The sequence below is a fragment of the Patescibacteria group bacterium genome, assembly GCA_035529375.1.
Taxonomy (GTDB): Bacteria; Patescibacteriota; Microgenomatia; order PFEM01; family JAHIFH01; genus DATKWU01.
In genome coordinates this window covers 190,887-203,180 of the sequence record DATKWU010000009.1, presented here as the reverse complement: position 1 = coordinate 203,180, position 12,294 = coordinate 190,887, and the positions used below count along the sequence as shown (strand labels likewise).

Annotated in this window: 16 protein-coding genes and 1 pseudogene; all 17 read left to right on the top strand. The window is 38.2% G+C overall.

Annotated elements, in window-relative coordinates; translation table 11 throughout:
• The first annotated feature begins 61 nt into the window (after nt 1-61).
• The 17 genes and pseudogenes from VMY36_02335 (at nt 62) to rplW (ending at nt 12,293) form a co-directional block, all read left to right on the top strand.
• Complete coding sequence (locus tag VMY36_02335; GenBank protein HUV42723.1) at nt 62-454, top strand: HAD-IA family hydrolase; 393 nt, start codon at nt 62-64, stop codon at nt 452-454.
• Between the two features lie 102 nt (nt 455-556).
• The gene (locus VMY36_02330; GenBank protein ID HUV42722.1) at nt 557-1,075 is read left to right on the top strand and encodes a hypothetical protein; all 519 of its coding nucleotides are present in this window, start codon (nt 557-559) and stop codon (nt 1,073-1,075) included.
• A 208-nt stretch (nt 1,076-1,283) separates the two neighbouring features.
• A complete protein-coding gene (locus tag VMY36_02325) occupies nt 1,284-1,685 on the top strand; it encodes a hypothetical protein (protein HUV42721.1) in 402 nt (133 codons plus the stop codon).
• A gap of 103 nt (nt 1,686-1,788) precedes the next feature.
• Nucleotides 1,789-2,073, top strand: coding sequence for a hypothetical protein (locus VMY36_02320; protein ID HUV42720.1), 285 nt, complete (start codon nt 1,789-1,791; stop codon nt 2,071-2,073).
• A 290-nt stretch (nt 2,074-2,363) separates the two neighbouring features.
• Nucleotides 2,364-2,696: a DUF5655 domain-containing protein gene (locus VMY36_02315; GenBank protein ID HUV42719.1), complete on the top strand. Its 333-nt coding sequence runs from the start codon at nt 2,364-2,366 to the stop codon at nt 2,694-2,696.
• A gap of 150 nt (nt 2,697-2,846) precedes the next feature.
• Nucleotides 2,847-3,401, top strand: coding sequence for a 2'-5' RNA ligase family protein (locus VMY36_02310; GenBank protein ID HUV42718.1), 555 nt, complete (start codon nt 2,847-2,849; stop codon nt 3,399-3,401).
• A gap of 340 nt (nt 3,402-3,741) precedes the next feature.
• Complete coding sequence (locus VMY36_02305; protein HUV42717.1) at nt 3,742-3,945, top strand: hypothetical protein; 204 nt, start codon at nt 3,742-3,744, stop codon at nt 3,943-3,945.
• Between the two features lie 76 nt (nt 3,946-4,021).
• The gene (locus VMY36_02300; GenBank protein HUV42716.1) at nt 4,022-4,726 is read left to right on the top strand and encodes a matrixin family metalloprotease; all 705 of its coding nucleotides are present in this window, start codon (nt 4,022-4,024) and stop codon (nt 4,724-4,726) included.
• A gap of 229 nt (nt 4,727-4,955) precedes the next feature.
• Complete coding sequence (locus VMY36_02295) at nt 4,956-5,558, top strand: hypothetical protein (protein ID HUV42715.1); 603 nt, start codon at nt 4,956-4,958, stop codon at nt 5,556-5,558.
• A 30-nt stretch (nt 5,559-5,588) separates the two neighbouring features.
• Entirely contained in the window at nt 5,589-6,257 is a 669-nt protein-coding gene (locus VMY36_02290) for an N-acetylmuramoyl-L-alanine amidase (GenBank protein ID HUV42714.1), read from the top strand.
• 146 nt (nt 6,258-6,403) lie between these two features.
• Complete coding sequence (locus VMY36_02285) at nt 6,404-7,450, top strand: alpha/beta fold hydrolase (protein ID HUV42713.1); 1,047 nt, start codon at nt 6,404-6,406, stop codon at nt 7,448-7,450.
• A gap of 263 nt (nt 7,451-7,713) precedes the next feature.
• A complete protein-coding gene (locus VMY36_02280; GenBank protein HUV42712.1) occupies nt 7,714-7,983 on the top strand; it encodes a hypothetical protein in 270 nt (89 codons plus the stop codon).
• Nucleotides 7,984-8,368: 385 nt separating this feature from the next.
• Nucleotides 8,369-9,580, top strand: a complete 1,212-nt coding sequence (locus tag VMY36_02275) for a DEAD/DEAH box helicase (protein HUV42711.1) — start codon at nt 8,369-8,371, stop codon at nt 9,578-9,580.
• Nucleotides 9,581-9,612: 32 nt separating this feature from the next.
• Nucleotides 9,613-10,308, top strand: coding sequence for a class I SAM-dependent methyltransferase (locus tag VMY36_02270; protein ID HUV42710.1), 696 nt, complete (start codon nt 9,613-9,615; stop codon nt 10,306-10,308).
• A 188-nt stretch (nt 10,309-10,496) separates the two neighbouring features.
• A pseudogene (gene rplC, locus VMY36_02265) lies at nt 10,497-11,126 on the top strand (50S ribosomal protein L3).
• A gap of 226 nt (nt 11,127-11,352) precedes the next feature.
• Complete coding sequence (rplD, locus tag VMY36_02260; protein ID HUV42709.1) at nt 11,353-12,000, top strand: 50S ribosomal protein L4; 648 nt, start codon at nt 11,353-11,355, stop codon at nt 11,998-12,000.
• Complete coding sequence (gene rplW, locus VMY36_02255) at nt 12,000-12,293, top strand: 50S ribosomal protein L23 (protein ID HUV42708.1); 294 nt, start codon at nt 12,000-12,002, stop codon at nt 12,291-12,293. The genes rplD and rplW overlap by 1 nt, the downstream gene beginning before the upstream one ends.
• The last annotated feature ends 1 nt before the right edge of the window (nt 12,294 follow it).

The following is a 12,294-nucleotide window of genomic DNA, read 5'->3' as shown; positions in this document are numbered from 1 at the left end:
TCGAGTCCTGTTCGCGGAGCATAGAATGTAACCCTAAAACGCTTTTTGTTATACTTCAATTATGAAAACTATTTTAGTAGACGCAATTGGCGCTTTTGTGGTTAAGGGTAAGGATGCCTTTAAGATTTTTAAGGAAATGCACGATCTTCTTGAGGGCTTTCCAAATCAAAAAATAATCTTAACCGGCGCGAACGATAAGCAATTTAAGAAGTTTGGCTTGGACAAAATGCCCTATGAGGTTTTTACACTAAAGCACAATCCGGAAAAGACTGACCCCGAGTATTTTAGGAAAATGCTAGAACACTTTAGCCTCCAACCGGAAGATGTTGTCTATTTTGAACACAGTCCAGAAGCAACAAAAAGCGCTCAATCGCTCGGTATAACCTCATATTATTACGACCCCGATAAAAAAGACCTGCAAGCGCTTAAGCAATTCTTAGATAGCAACGCTTAGTCTTAGAGCCGGAATATCTAAAAAGTTGTCTGTTAGCCAGTCTCGAAGCCTGTATACCGTGGGGAGCTAGGATTTTAGCTTCAGATTTGATATACTTCGGACATGCCTGAGAGACCAGAGTTAAGACCAGTGCACATTGCTTTAATAGAGGTTGTGGCGGAAAAAAGCAGAGGTGAATATTCTCTAACCATGGATGAACTACACGAGTTATTCAAAAGGCAGGCTGAGATTGATGACTCTGAGGACCATCCGGTTCTTCTGTCTAATTTTGTGGCCGAAGTTACACAAGACGGTTTATACCTCCTTACACCATATACAGTTTCAGACCTCGATAACCCCAAAGAAAGGGTCGGCCTGGTAATAGAGGGTAGAGTGAAGAATGATTCTCAAGGAGTTCTTTCTAGCGAAGAAAGTGTAGTTATCCATACAGATAAGGACACACGAATACGAGTATTAGAAGCTTTCGGACAAGAAAGCGATGGAACTCTGCCTGTAGCAATTTATCTTAAATCAATGATAGAAAGTGCACTGGAGTATCGAGTTGTGATAGATGAGATGTGTCTATATGGAGATAGATTGAGCGTAACAATGAGTCAATCAGCGAGTTGGACTAGAAAGTAAGTTTTAACTTCCTGTAGGCTCAAATCAAATTCTAGTTCTTGGTTGCAGAATAGGTCCTTTAGGGGGAGCTCGGTTGGACGCAGGTATCAAATTATTCCGATACTACGTCCTTTTTTGTTGGTTATAATAATTTCCATCTACCACCCCACCCTGGACATGGTTTAGTCTTTTATAAGATTGATGTAAAATATTGGCATAAGGAGGAAAAATGAAAATAAAGAAAAAATGGATTTTAGGTTATCTGGCAATTGACATTATTTGTATAGGCATGGGCATGGGAGTCCCGTTTTTTAATATACTTTTAGGTTTTCCTCTGGGATATTTTCTTGCTCGTAATTTTATTGATGAGCGGAAGGTTTTTAGATATTCAATCTTCGCCTCGTTATTTACCTTTTTAATCCTTGCTGTTATTTGGTTATTAGCGATGTTGCCATATTGTTTAGACTCTACAAAAGATATTGCTAATTTTGGTGAACCTCTAATACTTTTTACTCCAGTTGCTAGTTTTTGGGGATGGTTAGTCTTGATGGTTGTTATTTCTCCTTTCTTGCAACTTTTAACAACAATTTTTTCTGCCTATTTAACACATCTTCGAAAAAAAATCTACTAAAATAGGCTAGTTAGAACATCGTCCGCAAGGGAGGGCTTAGAAATTTAGTCTCGTTTTTAATATACCAAGTGTTGCCCTTCGAACTTCTGATATAATTAAAATAATGAAACTTAAAAACTTACCTTATTGGTTAGTTTCCGGAGTTATGATTTTTCCAGTCTTGATAGTTTTGGGGTTACTCTTCGGACTCATTACTGGAGGTAAAATAAGTATTTTATTTTGGATGGTTATTCCCTCAATCATTTTTGAAGAGATTTTTGAAACCTGTTGCCGAGCATTTTCTGACAATTTTATTTTTAATGTTCTTTTTGTTGGAATTTTCTGGTTTGGGATAGGTTCATTAACTGGTTTATTAGCTGAGAGGATAAAAAAACTAGGAAGTCGCTAGTTGTGGCTGTAACTTCTTTATCTCCTCCCACCTCACTTTAATCACTTCCATCTGGTTTACATCCTCAAAAGCAGTAAGAATTGTGCCTAAAACCTTGGATATAATATCTTTTGGTTTGGGGAGCATAAAGAAATTTAGCCATGAAATTAAATTAGTCGAATAGTCTTTAATATAACCTTCCATTTATCATTTCCTGATAAAACTAGTACAATTGAACCATGTGGACGTGTCCTAAATGCAAACGAATTTTCAGAGGCGCCAACCAACCTCATAGTTGTAAAAAGATTCCTTTGCAAAAGCATTTTGTAGGTAAGAAGCAAGCAAAAAAGCTGTTTGACTTTTTAGTAGAACAAATTGACAGCAAGATTGGTAAATGCAAAATAATTTCTATTCCTTGCTGTGTTCATTTGTTTGGTAAATATGACTTTTTGGCAGCGTTACCTAAAAATGATAGGTTAGAGATAAGGTTTGCATTAGATAGAAAACTTGATAGCCCAAGGTTGAAAGTATGTGTACCAATGTCCAGCATGGTATATAAGAATTGTTTTGATATAAGCAGCAAGCAAGAAATAGACGATGAAATCATTGAATGGATGAACGAATCGTACCACTTGAAAGATTGACTGCTGGTATCACTCTATTCATTTCTTCCTGTAGTTGACTGATAAACTTGGAATCCTCAAATACCTTGAAAATACGCACGAATTGACTGGTTATATTAGCGTTAAGATCCTCGAGCCACGACCTTTAGCCTCAGATGATATACTTCACGTATGAACTCTTACTCTTACCTAATAGTCATTCTCCCTCCAAAAGAAGTTATTAAAACAATGGATAAATATCGCAGATTGTATGCAAAATACACAAGTTACACTATTCCCTCACACATTACCGTATATCCACCATTCTTTTTAAAAGGTATTACGGAAAGACGATTTCTTACAAAACTTGTAAACGACTTTTCTAAAACGAAATGTGGTGAAGTTACTCTTAATTCAATTGATTATTTTAAAGGTAGAAATAATGTTGCGTTTGTAAAACCTGATTCTAAATCGTCTAAATATATTATTAACTTACTAGTAAAAACTGTTAAGTTCTTAGAAGGTTATACAAAAAGTGTTTACAGTGAATATAGTCCAACTCCTGACAAGTTTAATCCTCATATGACTATTGCGGAGAAAATACCAAACAACTCACTTCCTAAGATTAAAAAGGAATTAAAAAATTTTAACAATGTGTTTTCCTTTAAGGTTGAGTCAATATTTGTATTTAAAAAAGCAACAGACGCAAAGTCATGGGGTATGCTTCGAGAAATAACTTTCTATTAAGTAATATTTTATAAAGGTTCGAAAATCGTCCCATCGGGTGAGCTAGTTGGAATTTAATATACCCAAGTTAGCTTTGGTTTAAAACTTCAGGCAGAAACTAGCCTTAAATCGCCTCTAATAAAATCCCCTAGTTGTAAGGGAATTATGAGGCTAAAACTAGATGGGCTTCATTTTTACTATTTACATCTCGATTGACCCGCTGGTTGACTATTCGTGAAAAACTTGTTATCGTCTGACTAATGAGGCAAGTCACTTGCCTGCCCAATTCAAAGAAAATTTATTAATCCGCTTTTATGCGGATTTTTTATTGAAAATTTGAAATTGAAAGGGGGTGAATAAAATGAAGAAATTAACTTTCATTGTGGCCGTGGGGCTGTTGATGACAGTAATCATGTCGGTACTCAGCGTGAGCGTTATGGCGGCCAGCCAGCCTGAAGATGGCGACTGCACGGAACATCGGTCCGGTCCTTGGGGCCCTGAGGCTCGTTGTCGATTTGACATGGAGGATGAAGCCCCGGCTGGACCTTGGGGACCTCTGAACTAATTTATAGATATTCTTTTGCGATTTTCGCGTAAGATTATTTAGCAATTTTAGTGTTTAGAAAGGGGTGAACAAATATATGAGGAAATTTTTAATTGGAGCTAGTTGTTTGCTGTTTTTGGCTTTAGCTTTTCCGGTATTGGCAAAAGAACAGCCAGGAAAACCAGAAACCACTCCGCCGGATTTAGAAAAAATAACCTTTATTCACTACGCAAAATCTGCTAAAAATTCCAAACCAGTTTGGGATGACACGGTAGATAAATTCAAATTCATTGCCGGTGGAATAAGGTGGGCCGACACCATGACTTATGAAGTGAACCCCTATGGAAGCTACTTAAATGAAAATGAAGTGATAGCTACTCTAAGCGAAAGTTTAGAAACATGGGATATTGAAACTTCATTTGAGCTTTTTGCAACACCAGAGTTAGATGATAGCGTAAGTTTTAATGAAAACAGAGATTATACTAATACAGTAACATGGGGAAGTCTAGGATCAGGAATTATTGCAGTAAATCAATTTTGGTATAATCCAGCATTAAAAATTATAGTAGAATCTGATGTTGTATTTAGTACAGGTTTCACTTGGAGTTTGGCTGGTGAAAGCGGCAAAATGGACCTGCAAAACATTGCCACTCATGAATTCGGGCACAATGGATTAAGTGACTTATACATGCCGCCAAGCACGGCGTTGACCATGTATGGATATAGCGGTTACGGAGAGATTGATAAGCAAACCTTAGGAACCGGAGACTGGCTAGGAATTCAAGAGCTTTATAACGAGTGAATTAGATAATTGCGGGTATTGTGGTAGGGTTTTTAACCCTATCAATTTCCTTTCTCAATTCCCGCGCCTATTTAAAGCCTTGAAAGACTGTCTGGCTAAATTCACTGGCCGAATTATAGATAATGAGAGGTTTTTAATATTTTAACTTTGTAGAGTAGAGTTAAAACTTATAAATTTCTTTAACTTGAGGTAAAATATAGTAAAATTACTGGAAAAGGAGGTGAGAAAATTGAAGAAATTGATTGCAACATCAATAATCGCGTTAGCGTTAATACTTGTTCCCTCTTTTGTATCAGCTCAAGGAGTCCAGCAGCAAAATAAAGTCCAGGACCCATCTACCCACCTTAGCGGTTCGCCAACTCCCCAAGGCAACCAAGTTCAGAATCAAAATCAGGTCCAAACTCAAAATCAAGGAGAAGAAACCCAATTGCAGGTGGCCACACAGCACATGGAGCAGTTAATGGACATGGAAGGTTTAAATGAGGAAGTCGGCAGTCAGGTAAGAAATATTGCCCAGGAACAGGTCCAGACTCAAACACAGACTCAGACTCAATTGAACAAATTGGAATCCAGGTCAGGTTTAATGAAAAAGTTGTTTGGTCCTGACTACGGAGCCATCAAAAACCTCAAGCAACAAATGGAACAAAATCAGCTTAGAATCCGGCAGTTAACTCAACTGCAAAACCAAGTAGCTAACCAGGCTGATGAAACCCAACTTGAGGAAGCGATTCAGGCTCTGGTTGAGCAGAATACGAGTTTAGAAGAGCAGATTCAGGCAGAAGAGCAGGTCGGAAGTATTTTCGGCTGGCTTATCAGACTGTTTTACAGATAAAAAACTAGTGTTTGAAAGGGGGTGAAATGGATGAATAAAAAAATAGTATTTCTTGTTTTGGTTTTGTTATTGTGGGTTGCGTCATTAGTGTTTGTTTCCAATACGGCAGAGGCAACTGGCCACAAAATAGTCATTGACGCTGGACACGGCGGCGATGAGCCTGGTTCAATGGAGTGTCCTGGTTTATCAGAGGCTGATGCAAATTTAGATGTAGCAAAAAGGCTAAAAGCACTGCTTGAGCCCGATGTAACAGTTTACATGACTAGAGAAAGCGATGTCTATATGACCAATAGAGATAGATACACTCTTGCCAACAATACAGATGGTGAAATTCTGGTTTCCATTCATTTCAACGGTTCAACCGACCATGAATTGAATTACACTCAAGGATTGTACGCTAAATGGAAAAAAGACATTGATTTAGCCTCGACAATCCATAATCAACTATATCCGAGCTTGGGAATTGGCAATGGAGGATTATTGCAGTTTGCCTCTGGAGTAATTCTTAAAGCGGAAATGCCCGCCACTATTCAGGAAGTAGCTTTTATATCAAATATGACTGAATGTGGTTTATTAACTGATGGTACTGGAAACCGGCAACAGCAGATTGCCCAATCTTTATATAACGGAATCAATGATTGGTTTGCTGGCGCACAGGTTCCGGCCCATCCAGGGAGGGGAAATAGGCTGAGTAATTAACAACAGCCTATTAATGCCTCTTGAGAGGTTAGTTTTTTTATTTCCTCCCTCAATTCCTGCACAAACTTAAAATCTTCAAAAACCAGAAGTAATTTTCTTTATGATTTTGTCAGAAAAACCTGGTATAATAATTTTTTTTGTGCAAAATGAGAAAACGTACTCTTGTTATTTCTATTATTGTTGTATGTATATTCGGCGGCACTATCACTTATAACCGCTTCTTTAAAAGTATTCCCAAAGAAATAAATGAGCAGAACCTCGGCGGATTGACAAACGAACCCAACTCTCTCTCCATAGAATATATGAGGAAGCAGGAATACCCCGGAAGCGATATTGTTATCGAACAGACACTGCCTCCCGGCTCAAATTACAATAGATACATTGCTTCTTATAAATCAGACGGTTTAAAAATTTATGCTCTGTTAACGATACCACAAGGAGAACAACCTGAGACCGGCTGGCCGGTGATTGTTTTTAACCACGGCTACATTCAACCAGAACAGTATAGAACAACCGAGAAATATGTTGCTTACATTGATGCTTTCTCCAGGAATGGATATCTTGTTTTTAAACCCGATTTTAGGGGGCACGGCAATTCAGAAGGCAAACCAGAAGGCGCTTATTATTCATCAGCCTATACAGTAGATGTTTTGAATGCTGTTTCATCGATGAAAAAATATAAAGATGCTGACCCAGAAAGAATCGGCATGTGGGGTCATTCTATGGGAGGAATGATAGTTTTGCGTTCAATGGTAGTAACAGAAGATATTAAGGCAGGAGAAATCTGGGCAGGAGTAGTGGCTTCTTATGAAGATTTAGCCATAAACTGGCATCATCCAGTTCATAATCCTCAGCCTTGGGTGCCTTCGCAAAGAGAACAGGCGGAAAGACGGCCAGGAAGACAGGAACTGATTGATAAATACGGTAACTTTGAAGAAAATCCCCAGTTTTGGCAGTCAATTTCACCCATATCGTTTGTCAAAGACATTTCCGGCCCGATACAGCTTCAACATGGGACGGCAGATGATGAAGTACCACTCCTGTTTAGTCAGAGATTAGATGAAGCGTTGAGAAATGCCGGCAAGCCCGTAGAGTTATACACTTATGAAGGAGACAATCATAATCTTTCTAATAACTTAGATACAGCACTCCAACGTTCAGTAGATTTTTTTGATAAAGCCTTAAAAGATTAAGGTTATTAAAAAGCTTTTATTTAACAAGAAGTATAAGCGTATTCTTTAGTCTGAACAGCAGTTCAAACATTTTCTATTATCCTGAGCAGTTTACAACTTAATATAACCAAAATTACGAGTATCGAGACTATTTAAAAACCGTTCCTATTTCATCAATTATTTGCATTTTTTTACAGTATTCCTTGCTATTTATACTAATAATACATATACTCACTAATATATTTAATATTTAGTAGGAGCATTTATGAGAAACTTTAATCCAGGTGATAGATCAAGAGACAGAAGAGGTTCTCCCAGAAGAAGTTTTGGCGACAGAGATTCAAGAAGGCCTTTATTGCACAATGCAGTTTGCGATGAATGTGGCAAGGATTGTCAAGTACCCTTCAGGCCAAGCGGTGAGAAGCCAGTATATTGCAGTGACTGTTTTGAGAAGAAAGGCGGAAGCGATAGTGATAGATCAAGAGACAGAAGAGGTTCTCCCAGAAGAAGTTTTGGCGACAGAGATTCAAGAAGGCCTTCGCAAAGCGATATAAATAGTCGTAGCATTTCACAACTTGTAGAAAAAATTGAAATTCTAAATACCAGGCTTGATATAATTATTGATTTGCTATCGTCGGTCGGGGAGAAGAAACCAAAGTTGGTAGAGAATAAGGCGAAAAAGAGTAAAAAATCAACAATCAAGAAAGCAGATAAAGCTATTGAAGTGTTAACGCCAGTCAAGAAAAAAGATACTAAAGGGAAAAAGTGAGCAAATATCCTATAGTTTGACAGTGATAATTAGATGTGTTACAATGCTTTCCGTTAGCTTTAAATATTGATCAGTAGTTAATACTGATTTGAGTCGGTTTATTTGGTTTAGGTATTCGTATCTTCCCCTTTTTTCAAATCGTCTCCTTTAAAGCCATTAATATAATAAAAATGAGAAATTTTAAGCGCGATCGTTCCCGTGGTTTTCGCGGGCAGAATAATAGATCTTTTGGTCAATATCGACCAAACAGATCAGGAGGTCAAGGTAGATACCGAAGCAAAGGTGCTTCCTTGAACCCACTTATGTTTGTCAAAAAGGCTATTGACGTTGTCGAAATGCCATATGTGCCAGCGAATAGTTTTTCAGACTTTCCTTTGGATGAAACTGTAAAAAAGAATATTCTAGTGCGTGGTTTTGACAAGCCGACTGCAATTCAAGACCAGGCAATACTTCCCGTATTGGAAGGAAGGGACTTGGTTGGTCTTGCCAACACAGGAACTGGAAAAACAGCGGCTTTTTTACTACCTTTGATTACAAAAGTGTCAAAAGATCGAAGTCAAAAGGTTTTAATCGTGGCACCTACTCGCGAACTAGCTTCACAGATTCAAGACGAATTTAAATTGTTTAGTTTGGGTACGAGAGTTTTCTCAACACTATGTATTGGAGGTGCCTCACTGAATGTCCAGGCACGCGAGTTGTCACGTCAGCCAAATTTTGTGATTGGAACCCCTGGGAGGATAAAGGATCTAGAAGGACGACGGATTTTGAACTTAAGTCAATACGGAAACGTGGTCTTAGATGAAGTTGATCGTATGTTGGACATGGGATTTATCAACGATATCCGACATATTATTTCATTTTTACCAAAGAGTCGCCAATCTTTATTCTTCTCGGCAACGATACCAAAGGAAACTGAGGTGATTATGCAAAGTTTTTTAGTTGATCCAGTAACAGTGTCGGTAAAAACCGGTGTGACTCCTCAAAATGTTGATCAAGACATAATTCGAACTCGGGGCAAAAACAAACTTGAGATTCTTCACCAGCTGTTGATTAAAGAGGAATTTAGGAAGGTTTTGGTTTTTGGCCGAACCAAATGGGGAGTGAACAAGCTTGAAGCAAATCTAACCCAGAGAGGTTTCAAAGCTGCGGCGATTCATGGTAACAAGAGCCAGGGACAGAGGTTGCGGGCTTTGAATATGTTAAAGAATAATGAGGTTCAGATTTTACTGGCGACAGATGTGGCTTCCAGAGGGATTGACATAGAGAATGTGACTCATGTCATCAACTATGACGTACCAAGAACATATGGTGATTATGTCCATCGGATAGGTAGAACAGGAAGAATGGGAAAAAAGGGTGTAGCCCTGACTTTTGTTGACTGAATATAATTTGTTTTTCAAGTATAATTAGCCCCATGAAAATAAAGTATTCAGGCGCCCAAGCCGCCAAGTATGTCCAGTTTTCAGAGAAATCATTTAGTTGGAAATTTATAGAAAAACCAGCAATAGAAAAGCACTTAAAACCAATATTGAAAAGTGATATGCAGGTTCTTGATGCTGGTTGTGGGGCTGGGAGAACAATGAAACTTCTTTTCGATTTGGGAGTGCAGGAAAAAAATCTTATCGGAACTGACATAAGTTCCGATATGCTAAATATCACCCGAAAGTCTTTTCCTAATGTGAAACTTATACAGGCAGACTTGCCTAATTTAAAACTACGGAGTGAAAGCTTAGACCTTGTCGTAAGTAATATGACTTTTAATTACTTAAGTCAAAAGGATTTTAAGAAAACAATGGAGAATATCTCCAGATGGTTAGTAAGAGGAGGATATCTATTTCTTATTGCTATTCACCCACTTCGGTTTGTTACTAATCATTCAGAATACTTCAGTAATAAAGTAAAGATAGAAAAAACGCCTTGGGGAACAGAAATTGAATATCATCCGAAAAAGATTTCAGATTACATTAATACAACAATAAATTCTGGTTTTGACTTAATGACTGTTGAAGAGCCAATTCCTATGGGCGAAGAAGCCAAAAAAAACTTGACGGAATATAAGAAATATTCTTCTGTTCCTACCAGGCTATTAATAAAAGCGATTAAAAAATAAAGAATTTTCTCTTAAAATTGTCGCGGTTCGAACATTTTCTATTACACTAAGAATCAGCTTGCTTTTTATCCTAAATTTTTCTATAATACTCAGTAATGGAGGTGAGGTTAAACACCTATTGAAATTAAACTAATTTAGTTAATGGAGTAATCCTAAGAGTGCCTCCGGCACTCTTTTTGGTGGTCAAAATGCTGAACGCGATTTTAGGCATAAAAAAAGAGGTAAATCAGAGATTTACTCAAGACGGAACAAGAATACCAGTAACCAGAGTTAAAGCTGGGCCTTGTCATGTGGTTCAGGTTCGGAAAGAGAAGAAAGACGGCTATCATGCAGTTCAGATTGGTTGGGGGGAGAAAAAAATAACTAAGATTAAGAAGCCATTAAAAGGACACTTAAAAGGAGCCAAATTAGAAAAGGCTCCTCGTTTTTTGCGGGAAATTAGATTAGAGAAGCCTTTTGGGGATGAGATTAAAGTGGGCGGACGAATTAAGATTACTGATATTTTTCAGCCGGGCGACCAGGTAAAAGTGACTGGTTGGTCAAAAGGCAAGGGTTTTACCGGTGTAATGAAACGCTGGGGCTTTAAAGGTGGACCGCGAACTCATGGTCAATCTGATCGAGAAAGAGCACCAGGTTCAATTGGCCAAGGCACCACACCCGGTAGGGTTCACAAAGGCAAGAAAATGCCAGGTCGATCCGGTAACGCCCGAATAGCGGTTAAGGGATTAACACTCCAGGCAGTTGATGAGGAAAATGAAGAATTATTAATTAAAGGATTGGTTCCAGGAGCCCGAAATGGGTTTTTGATTATTACCAAAACAGGCAAAGACAAGCGGTTTGTACCTTTAATGGAGATGGGTAAGAAAGAGATTGAAGAAACTGAGGGACAGCGAATTGAGCGTTTGCGGCGAGAAAAAGAAGCTAAAGAATCTTTGACTGCCGCCGAAGCAGCTAAAACTAAACCAGAATCAGGTCAAGAGGAAAAACCAGGAGAGAAAAAAGAGGAAAAACCAAAAGAAAAACAAACTGAGGAGGTAAAAGAAAATGGCTAAAGCAGATCTCTACACAATTTCTGGTAGAAAGGCAGGTCAAGTTAGTTTACCTAAAGAGATATTTGAAGCTAAAATTAACCAGCTCTTAATGACTCAGGCTATTAGGGTTTATCTTTCAAATCAAAGAAAAGCCGGTGCTAAAACCAAAACTCGGGCCGAAGTCACAGGTTCCCGAAGAAAAATTTGGCGTCAAAAAGGCACGGGTCGGGCCCGTCACGGTGATCGTTATGCCCCGATTTTTGTTGGTGGTGGTCGGGCTCACAGTCCGACGGGCAAGGAAAATTATAAATTGAAAATGAGCAAGAAAATGAAACGCCAAGCCTTGTTTTCCGCTTTAACAAGTAAATTTAAGGAAAAAGAAATAGTTGCGGTTAAGGGATTGAGCAAGGTGGAACCAAAGACTAAGATCATGGCTGCGGTTCTTGCGAGTTTGCCTTTAAAAGAAAAAAAGGAAAAAAAAGTGAAGATTCTTTTGGTTTTGCCAGAAGTTTTGGAAAACGTTATTCGGGCTTCAAGGAATCTAGTTGGGATTGAGTTGGTTCAGGCTAATCAGCTTAATACTTACCAAGTTTTGAATCATCAACAGATTGTTTTAATGGAAGAAAGTATTAAAAAATTAAAAGAGACTTTTTTGAAATAATGAAAGCTAAAGATATTTTTAAAAGACCAATTGTTACTGAAAAAGGAACCCAAGAGTCAGCCTGGGGGCGCTATGTTTTTGAGGTTGATCGGAGAGCCAATAAGTTAGAGATTGCCCAAGTAATTGAAAAGACATTTGGTGTTAAGGTTATCAAGGTGAGAACGGTTAATTTTCGAGGAAAAACTAAGCGGAGTGGTCGTAATCGCCAACCGATTAAGCAGCCAGATTGGAAAAAAGCCGTAGTTGAATTAGCTGAAGGAGAAAAAATTGATATTTTTGAAACTGGAGAATAAT

Bases quoted from the DNA above. Each gene is read 5' to 3' on its own strand.
- VMY36_02310 (HUV42718.1), top strand. From the start codon at position 2,847: ATGAACTCTTACTCTTACCTAATAGTCATTCTCCCTCCAAAAGAAGTT.
- VMY36_02335 (HUV42723.1), top strand. From the start codon at position 62: ATGAAAACTATTTTAGTAGACGCAATTGGCGCTTTTGTGGTTAAGGGT.
- VMY36_02320 (HUV42720.1), top strand. From the start codon at position 1,789: ATGAAACTTAAAAACTTACCTTATTGGTTAGTTTCCGGAGTTATGATT.
- VMY36_02300 (HUV42716.1), top strand. From the start codon at position 4,022: ATGAGGAAATTTTTAATTGGAGCTAGTTGTTTGCTGTTTTTGGCTTTA.
- VMY36_02290 (HUV42714.1), top strand. From the start codon at position 5,589: ATGAATAAAAAAATAGTATTTCTTGTTTTGGTTTTGTTATTGTGGGTT.
- VMY36_02330 (HUV42722.1), top strand. From the start codon at position 557: ATGCCTGAGAGACCAGAGTTAAGACCAGTGCACATTGCTTTAATAGAG.
- VMY36_02325 (HUV42721.1), top strand. From the start codon at position 1,284: ATGAAAATAAAGAAAAAATGGATTTTAGGTTATCTGGCAATTGACATT.
- rplW (HUV42708.1), top strand. From the start codon at position 12,000: ATGAAAGCTAAAGATATTTTTAAAAGACCAATTGTTACTGAAAAAGGA.
- VMY36_02285 (HUV42713.1), top strand. From the start codon at position 6,404: ATGAGAAAACGTACTCTTGTTATTTCTATTATTGTTGTATGTATATTC.
- VMY36_02305 (HUV42717.1), top strand. From the start codon at position 3,742: ATGAAGAAATTAACTTTCATTGTGGCCGTGGGGCTGTTGATGACAGTA.
- VMY36_02270 (HUV42710.1), top strand. From the start codon at position 9,613: ATGAAAATAAAGTATTCAGGCGCCCAAGCCGCCAAGTATGTCCAGTTT.
- rplD (HUV42709.1), top strand. From the start codon at position 11,353: ATGGCTAAAGCAGATCTCTACACAATTTCTGGTAGAAAGGCAGGTCAA.
- VMY36_02275 (HUV42711.1), top strand. From the start codon at position 8,369: ATGAGAAATTTTAAGCGCGATCGTTCCCGTGGTTTTCGCGGGCAGAAT.